At 68.3% G+C, this 25,535-nt stretch carries 21 protein-coding genes; 13 read left to right on the top strand and 8 right to left on the bottom strand.

Going from position 1 to position 25,535, the window contains the following annotated elements:
- Nucleotides 1-130: 130 nt before the first annotated feature.
- A complete protein-coding gene (locus ABN028_RS14685) occupies nt 131-1,078 on the bottom strand; it encodes an NADP-dependent oxidoreductase (RefSeq protein ID WP_349696962.1) in 948 nt (315 codons plus the stop codon).
- A 122-nt stretch (nt 1,079-1,200) separates the two neighbouring features.
- Between ABN028_RS14685 and ABN028_RS14680 the strand changes: the two genes are divergently transcribed.
- Both ABN028_RS14680 and ABN028_RS14675 read left to right on the top strand, forming a co-directional pair.
- The gene (locus tag ABN028_RS14680) at nt 1,201-1,644 is read left to right on the top strand and encodes a winged helix-turn-helix transcriptional regulator (protein ID WP_349331091.1); all 444 of its coding nucleotides are present in this window, start codon (nt 1,201-1,203) and stop codon (nt 1,642-1,644) included.
- 56 nt (nt 1,645-1,700) lie between these two features.
- Nucleotides 1,701-1,976, top strand: a complete 276-nt coding sequence (locus ABN028_RS14675) for a hypothetical protein (protein WP_349331092.1) — start codon at nt 1,701-1,703, stop codon at nt 1,974-1,976.
- A gap of 29 nt (nt 1,977-2,005) precedes the next feature.
- Here ABN028_RS14675 and ABN028_RS14670 read toward each other — a convergent pair whose 3' ends face one another.
- Nucleotides 2,006-2,698, bottom strand: coding sequence for an NUDIX hydrolase (locus ABN028_RS14670; RefSeq protein ID WP_349331093.1), 693 nt, complete (start codon nt 2,696-2,698; stop codon nt 2,006-2,008).
- A 78-nt stretch (nt 2,699-2,776) separates the two neighbouring features.
- Between ABN028_RS14670 and ABN028_RS14665 the strand changes: the two genes are divergently transcribed.
- Both ABN028_RS14665 and ABN028_RS14660 read left to right on the top strand, forming a co-directional pair.
- Nucleotides 2,777-3,784, top strand: a complete 1,008-nt coding sequence (locus ABN028_RS14665) for an SPFH domain-containing protein (RefSeq protein ID WP_349331094.1) — start codon at nt 2,777-2,779, stop codon at nt 3,782-3,784.
- Nucleotides 3,781-4,686 carry a diacylglycerol kinase catalytic domain-containing protein gene (locus ABN028_RS14660; RefSeq protein WP_349331095.1) on the top strand — a complete coding sequence of 302 codons (906 nt, stop codon included), beginning with the start codon at nt 3,781-3,783 and terminating at the stop codon, nt 4,684-4,686. The genes ABN028_RS14665 and ABN028_RS14660 overlap by 4 nt, the downstream gene beginning before the upstream one ends.
- 182 nt (nt 4,687-4,868) lie before the next feature.
- On the opposite strand, the gene ABN028_RS14655 is transcribed toward ABN028_RS14660, so the two are convergent.
- The gene (locus ABN028_RS14655) at nt 4,869-5,096 is read right to left on the bottom strand and encodes a hypothetical protein (protein ID WP_349696961.1); all 228 of its coding nucleotides are present in this window, start codon (nt 5,094-5,096) and stop codon (nt 4,869-4,871) included.
- Nucleotides 5,093-5,959 (bottom strand): VldE C-terminal domain-containing protein, encoded by an 867-nt coding sequence (locus ABN028_RS14650; protein WP_349331097.1) that lies wholly within the window; start codon nt 5,957-5,959, stop codon nt 5,093-5,095. Before ABN028_RS14650 ends, ABN028_RS14655 begins: the two co-directional genes overlap by 4 nt.
- A 400-nt stretch (nt 5,960-6,359) precedes the next feature.
- Between ABN028_RS14650 and ABN028_RS14645 the strand changes: the two genes are divergently transcribed.
- The 3 genes from ABN028_RS14645 to ABN028_RS14635 are packed head-to-tail and all read left to right on the top strand — an operon-like array spanning nt 6,360 to nt 13,752.
- A complete protein-coding gene (locus ABN028_RS14645; RefSeq protein ID WP_349696960.1) occupies nt 6,360-10,058 on the top strand; it encodes an ABC transporter ATP-binding protein in 3,699 nt (1,232 codons plus the stop codon).
- 29 nt (nt 10,059-10,087) lie between these two features.
- On the top strand, nt 10,088-11,932 hold the full coding sequence (locus tag ABN028_RS14640) for an ATP-binding cassette domain-containing protein (RefSeq protein ID WP_349696959.1): 1,845 nt from the start codon (nt 10,088-10,090) through the stop codon (nt 11,930-11,932).
- On the top strand, nt 11,932-13,752 hold the full coding sequence (locus ABN028_RS14635; protein ID WP_349696958.1) for an ABC transporter ATP-binding protein: 1,821 nt from the start codon (nt 11,932-11,934) through the stop codon (nt 13,750-13,752). Before ABN028_RS14640 ends, ABN028_RS14635 begins: the two co-directional genes overlap by 1 nt.
- Nucleotides 13,753-13,778: 26 nt before the next feature.
- Here ABN028_RS14635 and ABN028_RS14630 read toward each other — a convergent pair whose 3' ends face one another.
- Nucleotides 13,779-14,687 carry a cytochrome c biogenesis CcdA family protein gene (locus ABN028_RS14630; RefSeq protein WP_349696957.1) on the bottom strand — a complete coding sequence of 303 codons (909 nt, stop codon included), beginning with the start codon at nt 14,685-14,687 and terminating at the stop codon, nt 13,779-13,781.
- Between the two features lie 15 nt (nt 14,688-14,702).
- On the bottom strand, nt 14,703-15,278 hold the full coding sequence (locus ABN028_RS14625) for a TlpA family protein disulfide reductase (protein ID WP_349696956.1): 576 nt from the start codon (nt 15,276-15,278) through the stop codon (nt 14,703-14,705).
- A gap of 220 nt (nt 15,279-15,498) precedes the next feature.
- Here ABN028_RS14625 and ABN028_RS14620 point away from each other — a divergent pair, with 220 nt between their 5' ends.
- On the top strand, nt 15,499-15,936 hold the full coding sequence (locus ABN028_RS14620; protein WP_349696955.1) for an SRPBCC family protein: 438 nt from the start codon (nt 15,499-15,501) through the stop codon (nt 15,934-15,936).
- A gap of 14 nt (nt 15,937-15,950) precedes the next feature.
- On the opposite strand, the gene ABN028_RS14615 is transcribed toward ABN028_RS14620, so the two are convergent.
- Nucleotides 15,951-16,637 (bottom strand): DUF899 domain-containing protein, encoded by a 687-nt coding sequence (locus ABN028_RS14615; RefSeq protein WP_349696954.1) that lies wholly within the window; start codon nt 16,635-16,637, stop codon nt 15,951-15,953.
- A 321-nt stretch (nt 16,638-16,958) separates the two neighbouring features.
- Between ABN028_RS14615 and ABN028_RS14610 the strand changes: the two genes are divergently transcribed.
- The 4 genes from ABN028_RS14610 (at nt 16,959) to ABN028_RS14595 (ending at nt 23,168) form a co-directional block, all read left to right on the top strand.
- A complete protein-coding gene (locus ABN028_RS14610; protein ID WP_349331106.1) occupies nt 16,959-19,241 on the top strand; it encodes a hypothetical protein in 2,283 nt (760 codons plus the stop codon).
- 1,037 nt (nt 19,242-20,278) lie between these two features.
- Nucleotides 20,279-21,553, top strand: coding sequence for a hypothetical protein (locus ABN028_RS14605; RefSeq protein WP_349331107.1), 1,275 nt, complete (start codon nt 20,279-20,281; stop codon nt 21,551-21,553).
- Between the two features lie 254 nt (nt 21,554-21,807).
- The gene (locus ABN028_RS14600) at nt 21,808-22,356 is read left to right on the top strand and encodes a hypothetical protein (RefSeq protein ID WP_349331108.1); all 549 of its coding nucleotides are present in this window, start codon (nt 21,808-21,810) and stop codon (nt 22,354-22,356) included.
- Nucleotides 22,357-22,628: 272 nt separating this feature from the next.
- Nucleotides 22,629-23,168 carry a hypothetical protein gene (locus tag ABN028_RS14595; RefSeq protein WP_349696953.1) on the top strand — a complete coding sequence of 180 codons (540 nt, stop codon included), beginning with the start codon at nt 22,629-22,631 and terminating at the stop codon, nt 23,166-23,168.
- An 83-nt stretch (nt 23,169-23,251) separates the two neighbouring features.
- Here the strand turns inward: ABN028_RS14595 and ABN028_RS14590 are convergent, their stop codons facing one another.
- Nucleotides 23,252-23,872, bottom strand: a complete 621-nt coding sequence (locus ABN028_RS14590) for a dihydrofolate reductase family protein (RefSeq protein WP_349331110.1) — start codon at nt 23,870-23,872, stop codon at nt 23,252-23,254.
- Between the two features lie 427 nt (nt 23,873-24,299).
- Between ABN028_RS14590 and ABN028_RS14585 the strand changes: the two genes are divergently transcribed.
- Nucleotides 24,300-25,517, top strand: a complete 1,218-nt coding sequence (locus ABN028_RS14585; RefSeq protein ID WP_349331111.1) for a Gfo/Idh/MocA family protein — start codon at nt 24,300-24,302, stop codon at nt 25,515-25,517.
- The last annotated feature ends 18 nt before the right edge of the window (nt 25,518-25,535 follow it).

Below are 25,535 nucleotides of genomic sequence, written 5' to 3'. Positions count from 1 at the left end.
TGCTGCTTACGGAACTGTGACTTCGACACCGGCGGCCTTGCCGGTTGATGCGGTGTTGACAAGGTGGGCTCGAGTCCTTGACCTTGCCCCTGGTGAGGTAAGCGCGCGAGCGCCTGGGCGGGCGAGCCGGTCAGGGCTCGAGCACGTAGCGGCCGCGCAGCCCGCCCTTGGCGACGGCCCGGTGGGCGTCGGCGACCTGGTCCAGCGGCACGACCGCGTGCACTCGGGCTGGTAGCTCGCCGGACGCGGTGCGGGCGAGCAGGTCGCCCAGTCGAGGACCGTCGGGGTGCGTGACCACGGCGACCACGGTGATTCCGCGCTCGGGAGCCGGCTCGGCGTTCGGCCGGACGCCGACAAAGGCCCCGCCGTCGCGGACAAGGGCAAGGCCCCGCTCCTGCAGCACCGCACCGTCGGCGACCGCGTCCCAGCCCGGCTCGGCGTGCGTGGTGAAGTCGGCGCCGAGGCCGCGGACGAACTGCTCGTCCTCGGCTCGGGCCAGACCAGTCACCTGCCAGCCGCGGTCTTGGGCGAGCCTGGCGACGTACCCCCCGACCGCGCCGGCCGCCCCGGTCACCAGCAGCCGGTTGCCGTCCGCGGGCGCGTCGCCCAGCAAATCGACGATCTGGGCGCCGGCCAGCCCGTTGAGCGGTACCGTCGACGCCGCTGTCAGGTCCAGTCCGTCGGGTACGACGGCCAGGTCGGCGGCCGACACGACGAGCTGCTCGGCGTAGGTGCCGAAGTCGCGGTCGAAGCCGGCGACCAGGCCGGCGACCCGGGTACCGACGGCCAGGTCCACGCCAGGGCCGGTGGCGACGACGGTGCCGGAGAAGTCCCAGCCCAGGCCGGTGTGCTCGGGCTGGTCGACCAGCCCCATGGCATGGAAGAGGCCGCTCGCGACCCCGAGGTCGACGGGGTTGACCGCTGCGGCAGCGATCTCGACCCGGACCTCGCCGGGTCCGGGCTGAACGAGGGGAACGTCGATGATCTCGATCGAGTCCGGCCCGCTCGGGCTGCGGACGACGGCGGCGCGGAATGTGGCGGCACGGAAGGTGGCGGCGCGGAAAGTGGAGGTGCTCATGGGTTCGCTCCTCGTGGCTTGCCTTCGACGGTTGACCTGCATCACTGTGGATGGGTTACTCTCCACCGGGAAGTAGGCACTTCGAAGTGCGTAGGTCACCCCTGGGTAGGAAGGAGCGGTCGATGCCTACGAGGACGGCGGCCCAGCAGCGGACACAGGCGAAGGTGGACTACGACGCGTTCCTGGCGGGCTGCCCCAGCCGGCAGCTGCTTGACCGGATCTCCGACAAGTGGGTCGCGTTGATCCTGGCCGCGCTCTGCAGCGACGGTCCGTACCAACCAGGGGGTGACTGCGTCGGTGAACCGCGGTCGATGCGCTACTCCGAGCTGGCCCGCCGGCTGGCCGGGGTGAGCCAGAAGATGCTCACCCAAACGCTGCGCTCGCTCGAGCGCGACGGCCTGCTCACCCGCACCGTGACCCCGACCGTGCCGGTCACCGTCACCTACGAACTGACCGACCTCGGTCTCTCGCTCCACCACGTGATGCGCGGCATCAAAGTGTGGGCCGAGGCGCACATGGACGAGGTGCACGCCAATCGCGAGGCGTACGACGGCCGCCCTGCCTGACCGGTGAGCGGCTCGCACGGCTGGGCCTGCTGGGTCACTTTCGCGGATGGTCCGCCGTGCACCGCACCACGGCGTCGGCGATGAACGCACTCGACATCGGCTTGGCCGGGTCCACCGTCACCTCACCGGCCAAGCGGGTGCCGCCGACCGTGATTGCGCCGTTCCTGCAGGGGATCCAGACCGTCCTTGCTGACGCTGAGGTGGCGGTTGAACTCGACGCCGAGACAGGCCGCGAGACCCGCGTCCGGTCCGATGATCCGAATCCCCTCAGGCCTCCCAAGCACGAGAGCGCGCCCGCGCAGGACCAGTCCGCAGGTGAAACTATGCGTTAGCCCGTTCGCGGCACATCCGCCCTGAGAGGCTACGCGGGCCGGAGTAGGGGTGGCATCAGTAGCGTGGCATCGGCTCGGCGGTAGAGCATGGCGGGGCGCCCACCTTTGCGGGTGGTGGTACGGCCAGTTGCAGTCAGGAACCGCTGGGCACTGGTTACCTTGCGGTGGAAGTTCCGTGGGTCCAGTTCGACGCCCCATACGATCTGGTAGACCTCGCGCAGCTCGCCGACGGTGAACTCGGTGGGGCAGAACGCAGTGGCAAGTGGGGTGTACTCCAGCTTGGCCCTGGCCCGCTCGACGCCGTCGGCGAGGATGGCGGCATGGTCGAAGGCCAGACGCGGAGTACCGGCGAGCGCCGATGCGACGGGGGCCCACCTGGCGTCGGCGGCGTCGGAGCCGGCCACGGGGTCGGGCAGGTCGGGGCCGAGGGCCAGATAGGCGATGGTCACCACGCGCATCCGTGGGTCGCGGCGCGGCCCGCCGTAGCTGCGTAGTTGCTCAAGGTGCACCGGCAGGTCGACAAGGCCGGTTTCTTCAGCGAGTTCGCGCGCGGCTGCCGCGTCCAGGTCCTCGTCGGGCTGGACGAAGCCACCGGGCAGTGCCCACCTGCCCTTGTGCGGGGCGGTGGCGCGCCGGACCAACAGTGCGCAGAGCTGTCCGGCCCGGACCGTGAGCAGGGTCAGGTCCACGGTGACTGCCGATGGTGGCGGGGCGTATGCCATAGGTATAACTATATCTCGTCACCTTGACGATAACCATCCAGATCGTTATCGTCGTTGTGACGATAAGAGGAGGATGTGATGGCGGACATTCAGCGATACCCCTTCGTACGGCACTTGCGCGGCGCTCCCACGGTGCACGTGCGTCACCAGCGACGAGGCAGGTTGGTTCGGGAAGGTGCCGGCCTGGCGTTCTGGTTCCGGCCGCTTTCTGCTGTACTCAGCGAGGTCCCGGTCGATGACCGAGAGCTTCCAATGCTCTTCCATGCCCGCTCCAGCGACTTCCAGGACGTCACCGTCCAGGCCACTGTCACTTACCGGGTGACCGACCCGGCGACCGCTGCGGGACGGCTGGACTTCAGCGTCGACCCGGATACCGGCCGCTGGCGCTCGACTCCGCTCGAACTGTTGGGCAGCCTCGTTGCTGAGCTCGCCCAGCAGCCTGCCCTCGAACTACTCGCCGCCACCACCTTGGCTGAGGCATTGGCCGCTGGCGTCGGCAGCATTCGCGATCGGATCCTCAGCGCACTCGCCGACGATGCTCGGTTGCGCGGCCTCGGCATCGCCGTGCTCGGCGTCCGTGTGGTCGCACTGCGGCCGGAACCGGAGATGGAGAAGGCACTGCAGACGCCGGCCCGGGAGGGAGTACAGCAGGAGGCGGACCGAGCCACCTTTGAAAGGCGGGCGCTCGCCGTCGAAAGGGAGCGGGCGATCGCCGAGAACGAACTGCAGAATCAGATCGAACTGGCGGTTCGGGAGGAGCAACTGGTCACCCAGCGCGGCCAGAACCAGCGCCGGCAAGCGGAGGAAACCGCCGCAGCCGATCGAGTTGGCGCCGACGCCAAGGCCGAACGGCAGCGGGTGCTCGCGGCCGGGCAGGCCGATGCCACCCGAGTCATCGGTGCGGCGGACGGCGCAGCAGAGGCCGCCAAGCTCGCCGCATACCAAGACGTTGACCCAAGAATCCTGCTCGCACTCGCGCTGCGCCAGCTCGCCGGCGCCCTACCAAACATTGGCACCTTGAACCTCTCACCCGACCTCATCACCACCGCGCTCGGCACACTAGTCCAACCTGGCGACCAGAAATGACCGTCCTGTCCCCACGCGCCGTCGTCGTGCACCGGCACACCGAACTGGACGAACTCCTTGCCAGACACGGCACCCGCGGCGCAGCAGAGTTCTTCCTCCGTACCCGCGGTCGCGATCTCAGCGATATCCAGGACAGGCACGAAGCCGTGGAAGCCACACTCGGCACAGTCAGTGCCGCGATCCCCACCGACTGGCGCCGTGGCATGGTTGAGCGCGCCGACCTCGATCGATTTCTTTTCGAGCCCGATGACATCGTCGTCGCGGTGGGTCAAGACGGTCTGGTGGCCAATGTCGCGAAGTATCTCCATGGGCAGGCCGTCATCGGCGTCAACCCGCAACCCGCCATTAATCCTGGCGTCCTCGTTCCCGTCACCGTCCCTACTTTCGCCACCACACTTGCGGCGACCGCCGCCGGCAAGCTCGAGGTCGAGCAACGCACCATGGTCGCCGCCACCACCGATGACGGCCAGCGACTCCTCGCGCTCAACGAGATCTTCATCGGTCACCCCAGCCACCAGTCCGCGAGATATCAGCTGCGCCCACCAGCGGGGAACATCGAACGCCAATCCTCATCTGGCCTCATCATCAGCACCGGCACCGGGGCTACCGGCTGGTGCCGATCGATCTGGCTCGAACGCCGCAGCCACCTTCGGCTGCCCGAGCCCTGCGACGCGGCATTGGCGTGGTTCGTCCGCGAAGCCTGGCCGTCCCCCGCGACCGACACCAACTGCACCGAAGGACTCATCACCGCAGACGACACTTTCGCCATCACCGCAGAAACCGACGGCTTGGTCGCATTCGGCGACGGCATCGAAACGGACCACCTCACACTCCCCTGGGGACAACAAATCTCCATCACCATCGCCCCCACAGTCCTGCGACTCGCCCGACCTGCCAGCTAAAGCGGTGCTTCCGCTGGCAGGGGAGCAGTCCGATCCGCCGGTAGATCTCCTCGCGGCTAGTGCTTCCAGTAGGTCGCCACCAGCCTGTGGCTCACACCGGACCCGAGGATGGACTACGACGCGTTCCTGGGGGGCTAGGCCCTTGAGGACGGGTGGGCGAACTATGCGTTGGCTTGTTCGCGCTACATCCGCGCAGACAGGGTGCTGAGCCAGACGAAGGAGAGCACCACGGCGGCGACGAACGGCAGGGTCGTGGCCGGGCCTGCCGAGCTCAATCCCACCGGCCAGCTAGCGGACCCTGTCGTCGCGGTTTTCCCGTCCTGGTCGTGGATGACGTCGCCGCCCAGCTCCCAGAACGCCTCACCCGGCGTGCAGGTGGTGCTGACGTCGGGTGGAGGCCAGTCGCTCACATCTCGCGCTCGAGAAGCCCGGCGAGCTCAGCGGCGGTGATGTTCTGCACGTCGGTCGTCACCCAGCCCTGCGCCTGGAGGAACCTCAGGTGGGTGGGATTCTTGACGTGTACCGCACCCTGAAGGGTGACCGCGTACACGGCGGCCTGTCCGGATATGCGGACGAGTTGTGCGGGAATGCCGGCCACGAAATCCTCCTCGGATAGTTCCGTTATGACTGTCCACCAGGTCGTACGCCTGAGGGCGCCGTCCCAACTGAAGCTGAAATGGATGTGGTCGGTGTGCGGATTACTGGTTCCGGTGTAGGGCAACCAGCCCTCGTCCGGACGGTAGGAGCGCCACATCTTGCGGTTCCAGATGATGTACATGATCCCGAATCGACGCGCGAAGGCATGGCGGTTGCCGTACTCGTCGGTGCGTAGCAACCAGTACAGGAAGTCGTTTGCGGCCTGCCGACTCCCGTCCATCGTCGCGTCGAACATGACGTCCAGGGCGCGACCTTCCTTGTGCTCGTTGACCCTCGACGAGCAGGGGTGCGTGATGCTCCATGCCCGGCTGCCATACGTGTCGAAGATGATGTTTCTGAGGTCTATCGGACCGCGCTTGTCCGTCAGGTCGCAGGTCGTGCCTCCGACGTACGGTGCATACGCATCGATGAAGGGGGGATACGACGGGCGTTGCGGCATGATGCGGATCGCGACCCGCGACGACGGCGGCCTCTGCACCTGTGCTGCTGCCGGGCTCGCCGCCGCTGCTGCCGGCCGGAACCACGACCCTGCCAGCGCTCCCGAGACCGCCGCCGCCATGATGCTCCGGCGACCCGGCTGCAAAGGACGTCCTTCTCTCGCGTCTGCCTGGCTCATGCCTCCAGCTCACCGCACTGGCTGGGAGTAGGGCTGCCGGCTGAAGGCATGTTTGGGCACGCGGACTGCCCGGCGGACGGCATACCGACGTCCGGTCGCCGAAGGACAATCGGATTGCATGAACGCAGAAGGCAGCCGGGATTTCGGCATTGCACCGTTTCGGTCCACGCCTGTTCGAGGGGCGCATCGAGCGTAGCTATTTCGGCGTACGCAAAATGACGCGTCAGACCAAACAGCCGTGAGCGCCACGGGGGCCAAGCCGTTGGACAGCCGAGTCGGGCCAGGCCGCCGTTGCCCTGACGGGGCGCGTGTCATCGTGGAGCGAACCTGGACCTGACCAGCTGCGGTCGTTCCGCCTTGACTAAGGCGCTCAGAGTTCGATGGGCTGCATCCTCGCCGCGTGTGCCGGCAGAGAGTGGGTGCGGAGGTGGGGGGCAAGTGGTGGCGGCGGTTGTGGGCGTACTGCCGAGCCCATCCGACGACGATCTTCCTGTCTCTGCTCGGCGGTATCGGCGGGACCGTCATTCCCGCGTTCACGCCGCTCGTCGTCCGCCAGGTCGTCGACGAGGTGATCCTGGCCCACCGCTCTCCGCTCGCCCCGTGGCTGATCCTGTTGGTCGCGGCCGGCGTCGCCCGCTTCGGGTTGAGCATGCTGCGCCGCTACTACGCGAGCCAGCTCGCCAACCGGGTCGGCTACGCGCTGCGTACCGACCTCTTCGCGTCCCTGCAAAGGCTGGACGGGCACCAGCAGGACCGGCTGCGGACGGGCCAGGTCGTGAGCCGCAGCACGTCGGACGTGGCGATGATCGAGCGGTCGATCGAGACCGCGCAACAGCTGGTCACCAACCTCGTGTGGTTCGTGATGGCCCTGGCCATCATGCTCGTGCTCGCCCCGACGCTGTCGCTCGTGGCGCTGGTGATGCTGCCGGTGCTGTACCTGGTGGCCCGCCGCGGCAACGCGGTGCTGTTCCCCTCGTCGTGGGACTACTCGCACCAGTCCGGCCGGGTGGCCGCCGTGGTCGAGGCGGCGGTGACGGGTGTGCGGGTCGTGAAGGGCTTCGGCCAGGAGGGACAGGAGCTCGCGAAGCTGGAGGCAGCGGCGAGTGCGCAGTTCAGGTCGGGGATCAGGCGGACGCGGTTCACGAGTACGTATGTCCCGGCGCTGACCGCGATTCCCGCGGTGGGGCAGGTGGGCGTGCTCGCGCTCGGAGGCTGGCTCACCCTGCGCGGCGACATCACGCTCGGGACGTTCCTCGCGTTCGCGAGCTACCTCGCGCTGATGGTGGCTCCCGTACGGACGTTCGTCGGGCAGTTCGCCCAGTGGAACACCACCAGGGCGGCGGTCGTCCGGGTCCTGGAGATCATCGACGCAAGGCCCACGATCACCGACGCGCCCGATGCCGATTCAGCGCCGCAGGGCGCGGTGCCGGTCGAACTCGACGACGTGACGTTCGGATACGACCCCGACCACCCTGTCCTCAGGGGCGTGTCGTTGCGGGTGGAGCCGGGTGAGTCTCTTGCCCTGGTGGGAGGCACCGGGTCCGGGAAGTCGACCGTCGCCCTGCTGCTCGCCCGCCTCTACGACCCACAGGGTGGCGCGGTCCGCCTCGACGGTCGCGACATCCGCGCGCTCACGATCGGGTCGCTGCGGGCGCGGATGGGCACCGTGCTGGAGGAGAGCTTCCTGTTCTCCGACACCGTCCGCGCGAACATCGCGTTCGGCCGGCCCGACGCGACCGACGCCGAGGTCCGCGCGGCCGCGCGTGCGGCGGAGGTGGACGGCTTCGTCAACGGCCTCGCCGACGGCTACGACACGGTGGTGGGGGAGCGGGGTCTCACCCTCTCCGGCGGCCAGCGGCAGCGCATCGCCCTGGCCCGCGCGCTCCTGACCGACCCGCGGCTGCTGGTGCTCGACGACGCGACGTCCGCCGTCGACGCGGGGGTCGAGGCCGATATCCACGCCACGCTGCGACGGGTGATGCGGGGACGTACGACGCTGCTCATCGCCCACCGGCACAGCACCCTGCAGCTCGCGGACCGGATCGCGGTCCTGCACCACGGCGAGGTCGTCGACGTGGGGACTCACGCCGAGCTGCTGGCCCGATGCCGGCGGTACCGCCTGCTGCTGTCGGGACACGACGAGGAGATCGGCGGACGCGAAGACGAGGAGATCGGCGGACGCGAAGACGACGCCGCCCGCGAGTCCGCCGACCCGTGGTCCACCCCACCGCCCGCCGAGACCGAAGGGCTGTTCGGCGGCGCGGCGCTCCCTGCCGACCAGGCGGCCCGGGTCGCCGCCCTCCCGCCGCCGCCGTCGGCCGCCTCGCCGGACCTCGACCTGGAGGAGTGTCGACGGCTCGACCAGGACCTACGCCTGCGACGGCTGCTCAGGCCGTTCGCCGCGGCCCTTGCGGTCTCGCTGGTCCTTCTGGCCCTGGACACCGCTGCGCAGCTCGCCATTCCGTGGCTGACGCGTGCCGTCATCGACCGCGGTGTCACCCCGGGCCAGGTGCACGTTGTCTTCCTGCTGTCCGGTGTGGCCCTTGGCGTCGTGGTCGCCGACTGGATCGTCCGGACCGGGCAGGAGCGGCTGACAGGACGTACGGGTGAGCGGGTCCTGCTGTGGCTTCGCGTCAAGCTGTACGCCCAGCTGCAGCGGCTCGGTATGGACTTCTACGAACGCGAGCGCGCAGGTCAGCTCATGACCCGGATGACGAGCGACATCGAGGCGGTCAAGACGTTCATCCAGACCGGCCTGGGTCAGGCGGTGGTCGCCGTGATGACGTTCGTGGGGGTGCTGGTCGTCATGGCCACCATCGACGTCGGTCTCACCGCGGCCGTGGCGGCGATGTGCCTGCCGCTCGCGGCGGCGGCGCTGCTCTACCGCAGGTACTCCCGGCGGGAGTACGAGACCGCGCGGCGACGCCTCGGCGAGCTCAACGCGACCTTCCAGGAGAACGTCGCCGGAATCCGCGTGGCGCAGTGCTACGGCCGCGAAGAGGTCACCATCGAACGGTTCCGTACGGTCGCGTCGGACTACCGCGCCGCGCAGCTGCGGGCCCAGATGTGCATCGCGCTCCTGCTGGCGTTCGGGTGGGCGGTGGTGGAGTTCACCACCGCGCTCGTGCTCGGGGTCGGCGCCCACCGGATCGCGGGGGGCACCCTCACGGTGGGCGGCATGGCCGCGATCATGCTCTACGCCACCATGCTGTTCGCGCCGGTCCAGCAGATGTCGGGGATCTTCGACAGCTACCAGCGGGCCCGGGTTGGTCTGCGCCGGGTGGCCGAGGTCCTCGACACACCGGTCTCCACGCCCTCGCCTGCGCACGCCCGCGCGCCAGACAGGCTCGCTGGCGAGGTGTCCCTCGAGAACGTGCGATTCGGCTACGGAGGTGCCGACGATGCCGTACGCGACGTGACGTTGCGGATCGCGCCCGGCGAGACGGTCGCCCTGGTGGGGGAGACCGGCGCCGGGAAGTCGACACTGATGAAGCTGGTCGCCCGGTTCTACGACCCGACGGCGGGAAGCGTACGCGTCGACGGGACCGACCTCACCCAGCTGGACCTGCCGTCGTACCGCCGGCGGCTCGGCGTCGTACCGCAGGAGACCTACCTCTTCTCGGGCACGGTACGAGACGCGATCTCCTACGCCCGACCGGACGCCTCCGATGCAGACGTCGAGGCCGCGGCCCGGGCCGTCGGCGCCCACGAGATGATCTGCGCCCTGCGCTACGGCTACCTCCACCCCGTCGGCGAGGGCGGCGGCGGACTGTCGGCCGGCCAGCGGCAACTGCTCGCCCTCGCTCGGGCCCGGCTCGTCGAACCCGACATCCTGTTGCTCGACGAGGCCACCGCGGCACTGGACCTGGCGAGCGAGGCCGCCGTCAACAACGGCATGGCCCAGCTGGCCACCACACCGACCACGATGGTCATCGCCCACCGTCTCACGACCGCGCAGCGAGCCGACCGGATCGTCGTCATCGACCGCGGCGCGGTCGTCGAGCAGGGGACGCACGACGACCTGGTCGCCGCGGACGGCACCTACGCCAGACTCTGGCGGAGCTTCACCGGCAGCGACTATCCGGTCCATCTCCCTTAGTCGCCTGGTGAACCGGTGAGGGGAGATCGATGTTCGCGTTGCTGCGTTTCTCGATAGCGGTGACCCCACGGGCTGGTGGGGGTTTGCTGGCGCTGGCGATCCTGAGCGCGCTGACGAGTCTTGCCGCGACCGTGCTGATCGGCCAGGTCGTGGGTGCGACGCCGGCGTTCGTGGCCGGTGGTCCGGGTGGTTCGTCGCCGACGGCGTTCGCGCTGTTGGTGGTCGCGTTGGTCTTCGTGTTCACGGTCGACGGTGTGCTGACCGTGGTGTCGAGCATGGTGACGACGCGACTGACGTACGACGCTGATCTCGTCATCAACCGAGCGATCTCGGCGACGATGACGGCATCGCCGAGGATCGGCCACCTGGAGTCGACGGTGGTGGCGGATGAGTCTCGGCGAGCTCGGGGGATCGGGAACCGTGCGGTCTGGGTGGGGTTGATCGCGCTGGCGGAGCTTGTTCGTTCGCGGCTGCTGGCGATCGGTGCGGCCGTGGTCGTGGGGGCGTTGTTCTCGTGGCCGGTCGCCGTTCTGCTGTTGTCGACCACTGGCTTGGTCGAGTGGTGGTCGGCGCGGATGTCGGCCTCGGAGGAGTTGACGTGGCGCGGGGGGACCCGGTCCGGTCGGGAAGCCGACTATGCGTACGAGCTGGGGATGGGGACGGCTGCCAAGGAGCTGCGGGTGTTCGGTTTCGCGCCGTGGCTGATGGACCGGTTTGTGCGTGACTGGCGGGCCGGGATGGTGCCACTGTGGCGGGTCCGCCGGACGGCGACGCTGCGGACCATGGCGGTGTACGCGGCTCACCTTGGTGCGTTGGCGGTCGCTGTCTGGGTGCTGGTGCGGGATGTGAACGCGGGGTCGCTGGGGTTTGCCGAGGTCGCGACCGTGCTGACCGCGTTGTTGCGGCTTGCGATGTCGGCCAACGGCGCCGGCGCCGCTTCGATGGAGCGGGCGACCTCGGCGTTGCGGGCCCTGTACCGGCTGCCGGGGACGGCGTTGGCGGTGCGGGAGGGCACGTACCGAGCCGGCGGAACCGATGGAGCGCCGGCAGCGCGGGTGTCCGGGCCTGCCGTGGTGGACCCGCCGCGCCCGCCGTCGGGTCCACCGGAGGTGCGGTTGGAGAACGTGTGGTTCCGGTACCCGGGCTCTGACGTCGATGTGCTGCGCGGACTGGATCTGCGGATCGGCGCCGGCGAGGCGATCGGGCTGGTGGGGTTGAACGGCGCGGGCAAGTCGACGTTGGTGCATCTGTTGGCGGGCGCGTACCAGCCGACCGCGGGGCGGGTCACCGTGGACGGGGTGGATCTGGCCGAGCTGGATGATCACGAGCTGGCGGCATGGCAGCGCCGGCTGGCGCCGGTCACCCAGGAGTTCCTGCGGTTACCGCTGACCGCGGCGGAGAACGTGACCTTCGCCGAACCAGCGGCCCGGAAGCAGTTGGCCGCCGTGGCGGCGACCGCGGGAGCCGACGGTGCAGTGGCGAACCTGCCGCGGGGTTGGGACACGATGCTGGACCGTTCGGTCACCGATGGCGGGGAGCTGTCGGGCGGGCAGTGGCAGCGGCTGGCGCTGGCGCGCGCTCTGTGGGCGGTGAACGACGGCGCCGGGATGCTGGTGCTCGACGAGCCGGCGGCAGCCCTGGACGTCCGGTCCGAGGCGGAGCTGGTGGACCGCTATCTGCGGCTCGCCACCGGAGTGACCTCGCTGTTGATCTCGCACCGGTTCTCGGTGGTGCGTAACGCCGACCGGATCTGCGTCCTGGAAGCGGGCGTGATCGGCGAGTACGGAACACACGACGAGCTGCTGCAAGCGGGCGGCCGTTACGCGGCGATGTTCACGCTGCAGGCGGCGCGGTACGTGGGAGGCGAGCTGTGATGCGTGAGCGGTGGGGCTCGCTGGTGGTCCTGGTGCGCCTCACGGTCGCGGCGTCTCCGCTGTTGGCTGCGACCGAGTTGCTGCTCGTGGTGGCGATGGCCGTCTCGGGGCCGTTGCAGGCCTACGGCGTGGCCCGGGTGGTGAACGCGGTGTCCGGGCAGGGCTCGGTGACGTTGGGCGCGGCAATCCTGTTCGGAGCGCTCGCGGTCGCGTTCGGTGCTCTGGTCCTTTCCGACGCCGTACGGCATCGGCTCGAGGACGGGATCGAGATCGGGTTACAGCGCGAACTGCTGGACCTGGCCACCACACCGCCCGGGATCGCCCACCACGAGCAGCCCGAGATCGCCGACCGGTTGGGTGCCGCTCGGGATGAGTTCCGCCGCCTGAAAGGAACCGCGGGCACCATCGGCAGCGGGTTGGCAGTCCTGGTCAGTACCGCCACCGTGCTCGTCCTGCTCGCGGGAATCCACCCTCTGCTGTTGATGCTGCCCCTGCTGGGTCTCCTGCGACTGTGGGCGACGGCCAGCGGCGCCAGGCAGTTTCGGCATGCGATCACCGCAACCATGGAGTACAACCGGCGCCAGGCCAGCTTGTTGGATATCGTCAGCGACCCAGGGCACGGTCTGGAAGTACGCGCGTTCGGGGTGCGTGGACTGCTCACCGACAAGATCGCGGAGCAGTTCCGCTCGCAGAACGGCCCGCGTTGGCAGGCCATCCGGCAGGGCAAGCTGCTGGAGATCGCCGCTCGCGTACTCTTCGGCCTCGCCTACGGTGGCGCGATCGTGTTCGTCCTGTGGCTCGCACGGGCAGGACGCGCGACGCCCGGAGACGTGGTGATGGTGCTGCTCCTCGCACCGCAGACCGACCAGGCCGCACAACGACTCTCCGACTCCGTACGGGTGTTCATCGGCCTGCTGGACGTCGCCGGACACATCCAATGGCTGCGGCGGTACGGCGACGAGCAGGTCGCGTGGGCCGGATCCGATGAGCCCCCCACCGCTCTGCGGAGCGGAATCGAGCTCCAGAACGTGTCCTTCGCCTATCCGGGAACGGCCCACCCGGTGCTACGCGAACTCAACGTGCATCTCCCAGCGGGCAGCACCGTCGCCCTTGTCGGGGACAACGGCGCAGGGAAGACCACCGTGGTGAAACTGCTGGCCCGGCTCTACGACCCCACGGGCGGCGCCATCCTCGTCGACGGCACCGACCTCCGCACGATCGACCACCAGGCGTGGCGCCACCGGATCTCGGCCGGATTCCAGGACTTCGTACGGTACGAATACACAGCCCGCGAAGCCATCGGACTCGGCGAACCCACTCGACTGCACAAGCCCAGCCACGCAAGTTCACCAACGGCACCGCCTGCTCGTACCGATGACGATGCTGGTTATGACGTGGCTATCGACGCCGGCGACGCCCGTGCCGTGATCGATCGGCTCCCCGACGGTCTGGACACTCGGCTGGGCAGACGGTTCGGCGGCACCGACCTCTCCGGCGGCCAGTGGCAACGACTTGCACTCGCCCGTGCCTTCCTGCGCGAACGTCCATTGCTGGTGCTGCTCGACGAACCCGCGGCCGCGCTCGACCCCGAATCCGAACACGCCCTTCTGGACCGGTTCAACGCCGCATCCGCTGCCACCCGTGCCTCGGGCGGCATCACCCTCCTGGTGTCACACCGGCTCTCCACCGTACGGATGGCGGACCTCATCCTCGTTTTCGACAACGGCGAACTCACCGAGTCCGGCAGCCACGACGAACTCATGGCCACCGGAGGGCCCTACGCCGAGCTCTTCGCGCTCCAAGCCAGCGCCTACCAATAGAACGACGCCGAGCTGGGCCTCAGGCGTCAGTCTCGGTGGTCGGCGGGTGTGTCGGGAACGGGGCTGGGGTCGCCTGACGCCACCTGTCGGTCTCGTCGGGGCCGGACGCGTAGGAGTGCCCGGGCGGCCAGGACGCCGGCGAGCACGGCGATGAGGATCATGACAAACGCTGGAGCGCCGAGTCGCTCCACGCCCGCGGCCAGCCGGTGCTGGAAGTAACCGGCGGCATCGATGAGGGGATCGGCCGCTGGGACGCCGCGATAGGTGCGTACCTCGTACCAGCCGTAGTAGGCGACGTAGAGCCCTGCCGTCAGGAGCAGCGCTCCGCCGAGGCGGGGCACGAGCCGGCCCACGCGGCGGATCCGGCCGAGGAGTGATGTCTGGGCCAGGGCGACGGCGACCGCGGCCACACCCACGACCAGCCCCATACCGGCCGCGTACGCGGCGAACAGCGCGAACCCGTTGGCGACGGATCCGGCGCGGAAGCTGGTCACGACGATCGCCAGGAACGGACCGATCGTGCAGCCGAGCGAGGCCACCGCGTACGCGGAGCCGAAGGTCACCATCGACCGGACGCTTCCGGTCACCGCCGCACCTCGCCTCAACCTGGGCGCCGGGAGGTCCCGGCCGGCCAGCAGCCAGCCACCGGCCGCGGCGACCAGCAGACCGAGCACGATGGTGAACCACGGCAGGTGTTCCTGGACGCCTCCCGCGACCGGGGCGACCGCCAGTCCGAACGCACCGAACACGGCGACGAAGCCCACCGACATCGCGGCCGTCAGTCCGAGCGCCCGGACGACCGCCGGCCCCCGTCCCGCTGGGTCGTCACCGAGCACCAGCAGCGACAGGTAGGCCGGCAACAGCGCGAATCCGCACGGATTCACCGCGGCCAGCATGCCGGCCGCCACGGCTACGGCGAGGGGCAGCTCCGTCATGTGAGGCCGGTGGGGTCAACCGGTGAGTGCGTCGACGCGGGAGGCGAGATCGGACGGTTCGAGGTAGCCCTTGAAGGCGACCTCGCCGTCTGCGTCGAGGAGGACGAAGGTCGACTGCGCAGTGACGCCGAACCGCTTCCACACGGCACCCTTCTCGTCGGACAGGTGCCTCATCCCCTGGACACCTGTTCGGGTCACGAACTCCTCCATCGCCGCCGCCTGGTCCAGCCCGGCTACCCCGACGACATTGACCTTGCCGTCGTAGGTCTCGGCAAGCTTCGTGACGGTGGGTGCCTGCCCCACGCAGGTCGGGCACCACGGAGCCCAGAACCACAGCACCGCCGGCCTACCCGCCAGGCTCCGTCCGTCGAAAGTGTCACCGTCCAATGTGTCCGCGGTGAATCCCAGCGTGGCCGACGCCTGCGCCGGTGTCGCTTCGGTGCCCGACCCGGCCTTCGCGTCGGTGCCGGCGGCGGTCGGCGTGGCCGTCGACCGGGTGGGCGCGGCGTCGGCGCCCGGGCTCTGGGTTCCGCAGGCGGTGACGACAGCGCCGACAACCACGAGGACGAGCAGAGCTGCCCGGGTGCGCATCACTAAACCTCCATGAACTGGCCCAAGCCCTGTCGAGAGCGGCAGGTATCGACCTGGCAGTTCCTCCACGGCCAGTGACAACCTGGCATGCCCGCTGGCGTCCGCACTGTAACCGTGCTCACCGTAACCGTGCTCACCGTTCGAGGGGAGGCTGCCGCGTCCACCGCTGTCTCGTCCCTGCTGCCCGATGAAGGGATTTCTGGTGGGCGATGATGGTGGCATGCCTGTCGATGTCACCACCGAGATCGTGATCGAGCGCCCGTGTGAGCAGGTCGCCGCGTATGCCGGCGACCCGTCCCACGCGCCCGAGTGGTACGCCAACATCAACTCGGTGCGCTGGCAGACGCCACCGCCGGTTGGTGTGGGCTCGCGGATGGATTTCGTGGCCCGTTTCCTCGGCCGAACGCTCGCCTACACCTACGAAGTCGTCGACTACGGCCCGGACCGGCTGGTCATGCGTACCGCGCAGGGACCGTTCCCGATGGAGACCACCTACACCTGGCACTCCGCGGGCGCCTCCTCCACCCGGATGACGTTGCGGAACCGGGGCGAGCCGGCCGGGTTCGCCAAGGTCGCCGCACCGATGATGGCGGCGGCGATCCGGCGCGCCAACCAGAAGGACCTGGCCACGCTCAAACAGATCCTGGAGTCGTCATAGAACGGCAGCTCCGCTCAGGTACTGGGACCGTAGGACGCGGCGATGTCCTGAGAGGTGGCCCATCGGCTGTAGGTGGGTGACTGCGGCCAGCCTTCGGGCGAGTCCTGCCACTCCTCCTGTCGGCCGTACGGCAGGAGGTCGATCAGTGCGAAGCTGTGGCTGAGTTGCTCGGTGCCACGGCCGTTGGTGTGCCAGGTGCGATAAACGGAGTCGCCATCGCGCAGGAACACGTTGACGGCGAATCCGCCGCCGGGCGGCGCGCCGACGTCAGTGCCGAAGGGGCTGTTCGCCGTGGAGTACCACGTCATCGTGTTCCCGACCCGTCGCTTGTAGGCGAGTGCGTCGTTGATCGGACCTTGCGTGACGATGACGAACCGGGCGTCGTAGTTGTCCAGGAACTCGAGCCGGGTGAACTGTGAGGTGTACCCGGTGCAGCCGCCGCACTGCCACTGCTCGCCGGGGAACCACATGTGGTTGTAGACGATCAGCTGTGACCTACCGTCGAAGATGTCCACCAGCCGGACCGGTCCCTGCTCGCCCTCGAGGGTGTAGTCGGGCATCTTGACCATCGGCATTCGGCGACGCTGCGCGGCGATCGCGTCGAGCTCCCGGGTCGCGGCCTTCTCCCGGTCACGCAGTGCATCGAGTTGGTGTTGCCAGGTGTCGGCGTCGACGATCTGCGGTAGTGCGCTGGCAGTCATGGGGCTCCTCGAAATGATCCTCGGTGTCCACGGCAGGTGGCTCACAGGTATAGACCGTGCCCGGTCGCGGAACTCATCGGTGGCCAGGGCAAAAGGTGTGCTCGACGCCTGGGGTCGGGCTCGCTCGGCCTGCACCAGTGGTGCCGGCGGACCAGCCGAGGAAGCGGCCGCCAAGAGAGGACTTTAATCCGCGGACGAGGTTTCGATTTACGGAGCTTCTGGCATGTGGTGGGGGACTGTTGCGAGTTGCCCCGCTCTGCCCGACGTTCCGCCGGAACGGTCCCGGGCTGCTGGGGGCGACCCCACGAAACGAGGATGACCATGGCTCGCCCCTGGACGACGTTGCTGGCCGGTCTCGCAGGCACGCTCGTCGTCGTCGGCGTCTCCGGCGCCGCCGCCGACCCCGTCGCTTCGTCCCACCACACCACAGCAACCCACGAGGTCGCCGGTGCCGCATCCGGCAGGCCGACGGTCTCGATGGTCACCCTTGTCACCGGCGACCGGGTACGGATCACCACCCAGGCTGACGGGTCGCGGACTGTGGTCCCCACGCCGCTGTCGGGCCGGGTGGCGCGGCCGTACAGCATCCGCTACCGGGGCACGGCGATCGAGGTCGTCCCCTCCGACGCCCGGCCGTTGCTGCGGTCGGGGCGGCTTGACCCGCGCCTGTTCGACGTCGCGGGCTTGATCGCCGCCGGCTACGACGACGCGTCGACGAAGGTGCTTCCGGTCGCCGCCCGACACGCACCCGGCCGGGGAGCGGTGGCGAGTCACGCCGACGGAGCCACCCTGGCGGGGCAGGAGACCACGGGGAACTCGACGCCGCTCGGTGTCCGGAAGAACGAGGCGGCGGCGTTCTGGCGTTGGCTCACCGGACCGAAGCCGGCCGAGGTGGGTGCTCCCCGGCCGGTCGGCGGAGCGCTTACGGCCGGTGTCGAGAACCTGTCCCTGCGCCTCCGACCGTCGGCAGTCCGCCCGGCGACCCAGCCATCTGCCGCGACCACGGACGCCGGTGCACCGGCGCGCGGCAGCGGGGCGCACCCGCACGCCCGAGCGGCAGCCGGCCCCCAGGCGGCGACGTACAGCGTCCTGCTGCGGATCATCGACCGCAACGGGAAGCTGCTCACCAACCTCGACGAGGGCTTCATCACCCAGCCGGTGGTCCTCAACCTCGACACCGAGGACATCTACAACCTGGAGCCCCGTAAGACCGGTGTGGGTGCCCAGGTGCCCCCCGGCAGGTACAGCTTCGGCGAGATCATCGTGACCGCACATGGATTCAAGCCGAGGAGCTACACCGACCTGGCACGCCCCAACTTCACGGTGAACGGCAACCTCACGATGACCCTCGACGCCCGGAACGCGCACGAGGTCACCGCGAGGATCCAGGCGCCGAGCCCGAAACCGATCGTCACGACGTTCGGAACCGTCGAGTTCTTCGCCGGGCGGCCGTGGACCACGCTGGTCACCATCCCGGCAGGTACGAACTTCCGCGCTTTCGCGAACACCACGTCCGAGGTGACCGACCGGGCGTACAACTTCGCGATGTTCCAGTCGCTGAACACCGGCTGGGGCATGTACGACCTGCTCGTCGGCGCACCGCAGCGGATCCCCGCGACCACGTCCTACGAGATCCGCAACGCCGACCTCGCCAAGATCAGGTCCACCTTCTATTCCCCCGGCACAGGTCTCGACCTCGACGGTGTGTACTTCCGCGAGTCCCAGCTGCCGGGTGACGTACAGGTCGGGCTCGGCGGCTTCTACGACACCAGGCTGCCGTCCAAGCAGGTGCACTTCACCAGCCCCACGTTCGGTTCGGAGCCACTGCCGTGGTCGGCGTCCCTGGACGTCGGGCCGAGTCCCCTGGCCCTGAGGTACTCGGAGCTCCGTACGCCGGTGCTCCTGCCCGCTGGGGAGAGCGTCGAGCAGCCGTGGAGCCCGGCCGCCTACCGGCCCGAGGCCAGCGGCGAGCGCAAGGGCGACCAGACGATGAACATCACCTTCGAACCGTTCTCGCCGTCGGTCGACAACAACCGGATCATCTGGTGGGACACGACCGGGATCACCGGCGGAGCCACGCTGAAGGGCACCGGGGTGCCCGCCGACACGGTTGACGCTCCGTTCCTGCTAGAGACCGGTCCGCAGGCCCTGCCGTCGGCGTGGTACACCCTCGACCTCCTGGCGCGGCACACACCCACCTGGTCGAAGTACGCCACCAGCGTGCACGCGTTCTGGAAGTACCAGTGCCACACGCCGGACGTTGTCCACCCGATGAGGCTCCTGAACATCCGGGTCTCCGGCGCGTTCGACATGTACGGCCGGGCACCTGCCGGCCAGCCGTTCCGGCTCGACCTCACCGTCGACCCGCCCCGGGAAACGGGGACGCCACAGACGGTCACCCTGTCGGTGTCGTTCGACGACGGGAAGACGTGGAAGGACGTGCCGACCACCCGGGACTCCACCCTCGACTGGCACGGCATCGTGAACCACCCGAACAAGCCGAACGGATTCGTCTCGGTCCGGGCCAAGACGGTCACCGACCGGTCCTATGTCTACAGCATGACCACGATCCGGGCGTACGGGCTCGTCGCCGCGACGTCCTGAGAGCGGGGGGGGGTGGTCGGGTGGCCGGCGGGCGCAGTGCGCGACCCGCCGGCCAACCCGTGGGATGTCTGTGGACGCTCAGGCCTTGGGTGAACCTGGCTACTTGAGGTAGGTGAGGCCGTCGGTGGTGATGGGTGCCGGTTCGTGTGGCGGCGGATTCCTGCAGGATGACCGGAGTTCGGCTGATCGAAGCGGTCCGGGTAGTCGCTCCACCCACCTACGCGACTCCCGGTACGCCACCAATCACTCCGGCAGCAACCAATCCCCCCGTCAGGCCCGCGACCGCCAGCAAGGCGGTCCCCCACACCCGACGTGATCTCACGTTGAGTTCCTCTATTCGTTTATGAAAATGTCCGATTTGAACAGAAAGGAAAGAGGGTGGCCCTTGCACGAGGTCCACCAAACCGGACGGAGACTACCGCAAGTGTGATCGCTGGGACCAGCTACAGAGTTGGGCACGGTTGCGGGTGCTTCCAGGCTCACCCGACTTCGCCACCTGGCCGCGGTCACCGCCATTCGGCAGGGAAGCAGGGCGGAAAGAGGACCTTTCTGGACCTTTCAGATCGATTCGCTCCAGGCCTCGATGTTCAAATGCGGTGGTGGGCTTGGGCAAAAGCGACAAAAGCAGCGGCCCTGCTTAGCTGTCCGGAAGAGACCGAAGGCCGGCGGAGGGGCGGGATCTCCGAGGCTCGGGCGCAGGGCCGTCGGGCGTGGTGTAGAAATACGCCCAGTTTTGAGCTGACGGGGGAATCGTCATCATTGGGGTGGGGAGTCGTCCATGTCTGCTTGGTGCCGGCCTGTCGAGACTGCAGTGTGCTCGACTCCGACGACGTGTCGCAGCCTCTACCGTCGGGGGTTCTCTGGCGGGCTGCGCGAGGGCGTGCCGATCGCCGGCGCCGGATCCACCGCCTCGTCTGAGGCGGTGGTGGCGTGTGAGGGCGCCGTGTGAGCTGGACACCGGTTCGGGCTCGAGCCGGTCGGGGTTGTCGAGGCGGGCGGTGTTGTCGGCTGGTCTGCTGGTTGCCGGGTGTGGCCAGGTGCCGCGGCCGACCATTCGGACGATCAGCCGCGAGGTCGGCGGCGATCCCGTGGTTCGGGAGTTTCGGGAGATCCTCGACCGTCGGGTGAAGGCACTCCGAAACGATGACGAGAGGACGTTCCTGGCTGACCTTGACGAACGGAACGACCGGCTTGTCAGGAGCCAGAAGTTGCTCTTCGCCAACCTGCGGCAGTTCGAGTTCACCAGGTTCGACTACGTGACAGAGCAGACCACCCATGTGGAGGACGGTGCGCTCATCCGTTTCGTCCCGGTCCTGCAGATCACCCAGCTCACCACCGACGCCGGACCTGGCGGGGTCGCACCCGCGGAGACGTTCCAGTACACACTGGTCCCGCGGTACGACAAGCTGTTCATCACAGAGATCGACGGCGTGACCACGGATGCGGAACAGATAGCCCATGGTCCGAAGGCAAATGCGCCGTGGAACTTCACGCGCCTGCAGGTGATTCGAGCGGGGAAGGTCTGGCTCGCCAGCGATTCGAGCGTCACCGATCTCGACCGCTACGCCGCCGTGGCGAAGGCCCACCTCCATGACGTTGAGGCCCTGTGGGGAGATCGGATCAGGTTTCCCGGCCATCTGCTGTTCTTCACGCGGAACACCAAGAACATGAAGAAGTGGTTCGGCCTCGGCTCGTTCGCCGGCTTCAGCTCCGCGCTCGAAGGCGTCGAGATTCCGTTACAGGGCGTACGGCGGAACGGGCAGGTCTACAGCGGCCAATACGCGGGCTCGCGGATCGTGGTCAACCTTCGAGTTGCGGAGGCGTGGAACGACGATCCAGAACTGGTGATGCGGCACGAGTTGGCACACGCGGTTTCCGCCCGGGCGACAAGTGTCGCAGGCAGTTCCGGCAACCTGGTGGTGTCCGCGCCTCGGTGGGCGATGGAGGGCTTCGCCCGATGGGTCGAGACGGTCGACAATCCAAGCCGGATGGACTATCTGCGCTATGTCGTACGGGTCGCGGTAGCCGCCGGCAAGTTCTCCGGAAAGCCACCGCGCCTGGAGGACTTCTTCTCAGAGGACGTCGTCTTCAGCTATGACCTCGGCGCCTCGGTCTTCGTCTACGTCGAGCAGATGAAAGGGCGGGACGCCGTGGTCGAGTTCTACGCCAGTCTGATCGCGCACAGCGAGCCCGCGGACTCACCGTTGGTCGACGAACCTGCCTTCGACCGAATCTGCCAGCAGGTGATGGGCATCAGAGGACCTGCGTTCCTCCAGCAGTGGGCCGACTTCGTTCGTAGGGGGGCGATATGACGGAAACCCCGCGGGCCTACACCAGCCAACGCGGACACCCTGGATCGGACGGACATGGCCCGCCGCACGGGCAGCCAGCGTCGCACGGAGATTCGAGGTCGCACGGACACCCTGGGCCGTACGGAGGTCAGTGGCAGCCGCTTCAGGGCCAGTGGCCGGGGCCGGGCGGGCAGTGGCCGCATCCATCCGTTGCGCACGTCGTACCTGATGCTGTCCCCGCCCGTCGACCGGTCCGCCGCCGAACGGGCCGCATCGTGGCCACCACCGTCCTGGCTGGCCTGTTCGCCTTCACCGCGGGCGGGATTGGTGGTTACGTCGCGGCGAGCAGGCTGACACCTCAGTTCGGGCCCACACACTGTGTCGGTTCCGCCAAGGCCTGCATACCGGAACTCGATGCCGCGAGTGTCATCGGCACGTTGAAGGCGCAGGGCCACACGTGCACGAAGTCCGCCGACAACCGAAACTGCGTGCTGCAGATCGGCCTCACGCAGTACGCCTTCACCCTGGAGATGGTCGGCGGTCAGATCCGCACGTACTCGGCACAAGTCAGCACGGTGATCGACGGCGCGCCCAGCAGCGAAGCGACCCAGCCCGGCAAGGCGGCCATCTCCTACCTGGAGTGGTCAGCCCACCTCCCCTATGCACATGAGCCGGAGTTCGAAGCACAGATCAACACGTGGCTACACCGGCAGGTAAAGACCCGCGCCACGGCAGTGGCCGACGTCGGAGGTTACAGGTACGAGATCGATGCCACAGCAGGGAACATTGTCGACCTCGACGTGGACGCGGTGATTCGACGATGACCACACCAGCCTCCCCGCAGTGGCAGCCGCGACCACACCGCACGACGCCGGCACTGCCACCGCATCAGGAGCCACCGCCACCGCCGCTCGCAGGGCGGCACCAGCCGCAATGGGCGCCGCCGCCACCGCCGCCACCGCATCAGGAACCGCCGCGGGCGTGGGAATATCAGCCGCAATGGGGAATGCAGCCTCCGCTCTCGCCCAGCCCGGAGCCGCATCGTTCGTACCCGCCCGCACAAGGCTTCCCGCGGCGGCGCCGGCGACTGGCGATCGTGGTTGCGCTCGTGTTAATGCTGCTCGTGGCCGGGGGAACAGGGGCGGCGATCGGGGTTGTCGCAGGTACCGGCCCGAAGGGACCGACCGACCCGCCAACCGTCGATGCCCACTTTCCGCATGGGACGCAACGCTACATACGCGGAGTGACGGTGTCGGCAATTGCCAGGGACTGGCTTGCCCAAAAGGAATGGACGTGCGAGTTCCACCCGCGCATCAACAGTCGATCATCCAGACGCGCGGAGTGCAGTCCTCGAGGTAATACCGCGAGCGAGCTCGAGGTCACCATTGCCTACGACTCCGAGAAACGTGTACGAGAGGCAGACCTGATGTGTGCCTACGGACCGGGCAACCCGACCTGCAAGGAACTGTTCACCGAACTGGCTGGCATCTTGCTCGCACGAGACGAGAGACTGCGCAAGCAGGCGGTCCAGTGGACCGGCGCGAACGTCGACAACGACGCCTCCACAGTCATCGGTGAGCTACGCCTGGTCGCCACACTCTCGCCCCACACTCTCGACTGCACACCAGCGAGCTGACCGCCCAGCGCCGCAAGGGAGGGCAATCTGTCCGGACGTCACAACCCCGGGTGCGCGGTAGTCGCGCGACACCGCCGTCCTGCTCAGGACAGCACGCGGTAGGTCACGTGCGTCACCGTCTTCGCTACTCGCGATTCCACCTGCTCGAGTTTCAGCGGCGGGACACCCTCGAACAGCCGCGCGCCGGCGCCGAGGGTGAGTGGCGCAATGTGCAGCCGTAGCTCGTCGACCAGGCCGGCGGCGAGGTACTGGTTGATGGTGGCCGCGCCGCCCTGGAGAGAGACATCGCCGTCGCCGGCCGCCGCGCGTGCCTGTGCCAGTGCCGACTCGATTCCGTCGGTGACGAAGTAGTACGTGGTTCCACCGTCCATCGGCTGCGGGTCGCGCGCGTGATGGGTGAGCACGAAGACCGGGGCGTGGAACGGCGGATCGTCGCCCCACCAGCCGTTCCACTGCCGGTCCCACTCGCCACGCACGGGGCCGAACATGTTGCGGCCAATCACGAACGCCCCAGGCGCTGTCGGCTGCTCGACCTCGGCCGGGTTCTCCTCGGAGCCGTCGAACATCCAGGCGTGCAGCTTGTCGCCCCAACCGTCGCCGCCGTCCTCGCCGAACGGGCGTTCCTCGCTCTGGTTGGGCCCGGCCACGTACCCGTCGGCCGAGATCGTGATCTCGGCGATCACCTTGCCCGTACGTGTGGTCATTGCACTGTCCTCCTCGTGGCGACCCGCCGTCGCCTTCCCGGTGAGCTTTCTGTCACAGCATCCAACGCGACGTGGCCAACACTGCGTCTGCCAGACACTGTGTATCGTAGACACAGTTACTCGGTTCGGCAAGCCGACATTTCGCGTCCGGATCGCGGACGCCGAAGGGCTAGTCGCGATCTCCCTGCAGCGAATCGCGAGCGAGCTCAGCTACATCAAGGTGTCGCTCTACCGGTGGCGCATCCCGGCGGACGTCGGGGGAGCAAGCCATGGGACCAGGCGAGTCAGCCTGGTGTCCTGCTTCGGTCCGGGAGTGGTCCGGGAGTGCGGTGGCCCGTAGCCTGTCTCGGCACCCTCACGTGGGTGTGAACCCGGCAGGGCGATCCCCGCTCGTACACGACCAAGACCAGCGGCAAGGATGATCTACATGAAGATCGGCGTCATCGGTACCGGGCAGTTCGCCCGCAGTTTCATCTCGTTGTGGCAGATGCATCCCGACGTCGAGGCGGTCTACGCCTGTGACCTCGTTCCCGAACGGGCCAAGGAGCACCAGGAGAAGTACGACCTGGCCGGCACGTTCGCCGACGTCGAGGAGATGCTGGCCTCCGACGTGGACTCGGTGGCGGTGATGACCCAGCGCTGGACGCACGGCTCGCTGGTGCTGCAGGCCCTTGAGGCCGGCAAGAACGTCTACTCCGCGGTGCCGATGGCGATCACCGTCGAGGAGATCAAGGCGATCGTCGACAAGGTCACCGAGACCGGGCTGATCTACATGATGGGCGAGACCAGCTACTACAACCCGGCCGTGGTCTGGGCCCGCGACAAGGTCGCCGAGGGCGCGTTCGGACGGGTGTTCTACGCCGAGGGCGACTACGTCCACGACATGGACAACGGCTTCTACGCCGCCTACAAGTACAGCGGCGGCGAGGACTGGAAGAAGACCGCCAGCTACCCGCCCATGCTCTACCCGACGCACGCGATCGGTGGCGTCCTCGGCGCGCTGCCGACGTACGCCACAAGCGTCAGCTGCATCGGCATCGTCGACGATCGCGGGGACGGCGTCTTCGACAAGGACGTGTCGCTGTGGGGCAACGACTTCTCCAACATGAGCGGGCTGTTTCATCTCGCCGACGGCGGCGCGATGCGCACCAACGAGTTCCGCCGGGTCGGCTACTGGCAGGGGCATGAGTCCCGGTTCCGGTTCTACGGCACCGATTCGGTGATGGAGCAGACCGGTCACGGCGCCACCTGGAGCATCAAGACCGAGGGCGAGGACTACCGCAAGGGCGACACCCTCGACATCAGCGATCTCTTCTACACCCGCGAACGTCAGATGCCGGAGGGATTCGGCGACGTCGACCCGGCACTGATGCAGAGCTTCGCCTCCGGCACCGCCAAGGTGCAGGACCGCAGCCGGCTGCCCAAGGAGTTCGAGGGCGCGCACAACGGGCACGAGGGCTCCCACCACTTCCTGGCCGACGATTTCGTCCGGGCGGTGACAACCAAGACGCAGCCGCCGGTGAACGCCTGGAAGGCGGCCCGGTTCACGCTGCCGGGTGTGATCGCGTTCGAGTCGGCCCGCCAGGGTGGTGCCCGGTTGCCGATCCCGGACTTCGGGGACGGCCCGGAGAATCCTGCCTGGTGAACCCAGCAGCCGCCGGAC

The organism is Actinopolymorpha sp. B17G11, from assembly GCF_040196095.1.
Lineage (GTDB): Bacteria > Actinomycetota > Actinomycetes > Propionibacteriales > Actinopolymorphaceae > Thermasporomyces.
The sequence above is the reverse complement of the archived record's forward strand: the minus strand, read 5'-3'. Positions and strand labels throughout refer to the sequence as shown.

Bases quoted from the DNA above. Each gene is read 5' to 3' on its own strand.
- ABN028_RS14665 (WP_349331094.1), top strand. From the start codon at position 2,777: ATGGCGGACATTCAGCGATACCCCTTCGTACGGCACTTGCGCGGCGCT.
- ABN028_RS14625 (WP_349696956.1), bottom strand. From the start codon at position 15,278: ATGCGCACCCGGGCAGCTCTGCTCGTCCTCGTGGTTGTCGGCGCTGTC.
- ABN028_RS14680 (WP_349331091.1), top strand. From the start codon at position 1,201: ATGCCTACGAGGACGGCGGCCCAGCAGCGGACACAGGCGAAGGTGGAC.
- ABN028_RS14585 (WP_349331111.1), top strand. From the start codon at position 24,300: ATGAAGATCGGCGTCATCGGTACCGGGCAGTTCGCCCGCAGTTTCATC.
- ABN028_RS14670 (WP_349331093.1), bottom strand. From the start codon at position 2,698: ATGGCATACGCCCCGCCACCATCGGCAGTCACCGTGGACCTGACCCTG.
- ABN028_RS14610 (WP_349331106.1), top strand. From the start codon at position 16,959: ATGGCTCGCCCCTGGACGACGTTGCTGGCCGGTCTCGCAGGCACGCTC.
- ABN028_RS14615 (WP_349696954.1), bottom strand. From the start codon at position 16,637: ATGACTGCCAGCGCACTACCGCAGATCGTCGACGCCGACACCTGGCAA.
- ABN028_RS14630 (WP_349696957.1), bottom strand. From the start codon at position 14,687: ATGACGGAGCTGCCCCTCGCCGTAGCCGTGGCGGCCGGCATGCTGGCC.
- ABN028_RS14685 (WP_349696962.1), bottom strand. From the start codon at position 1,078: ATGAGCACCTCCACTTTCCGCGCCGCCACCTTCCGTGCCGCCACATTC.
- ABN028_RS14650 (WP_349331097.1), bottom strand. From the start codon at position 5,959: ATGAGCCAGGCAGACGCGAGAGAAGGACGTCCTTTGCAGCCGGGTCGC.
- ABN028_RS14660 (WP_349331095.1), top strand. From the start codon at position 3,781: ATGACCGTCCTGTCCCCACGCGCCGTCGTCGTGCACCGGCACACCGAA.
- ABN028_RS14620 (WP_349696955.1), top strand. From the start codon at position 15,499: ATGCCTGTCGATGTCACCACCGAGATCGTGATCGAGCGCCCGTGTGAG.
- ABN028_RS14635 (WP_349696958.1), top strand. From the start codon at position 11,932: ATGCGTGAGCGGTGGGGCTCGCTGGTGGTCCTGGTGCGCCTCACGGTC.
- ABN028_RS14640 (WP_349696959.1), top strand. From the start codon at position 10,088: ATGTTCGCGTTGCTGCGTTTCTCGATAGCGGTGACCCCACGGGCTGGT.
- ABN028_RS14590 (WP_349331110.1), bottom strand. From the start codon at position 23,872: ATGACCACACGTACGGGCAAGGTGATCGCCGAGATCACGATCTCGGCC.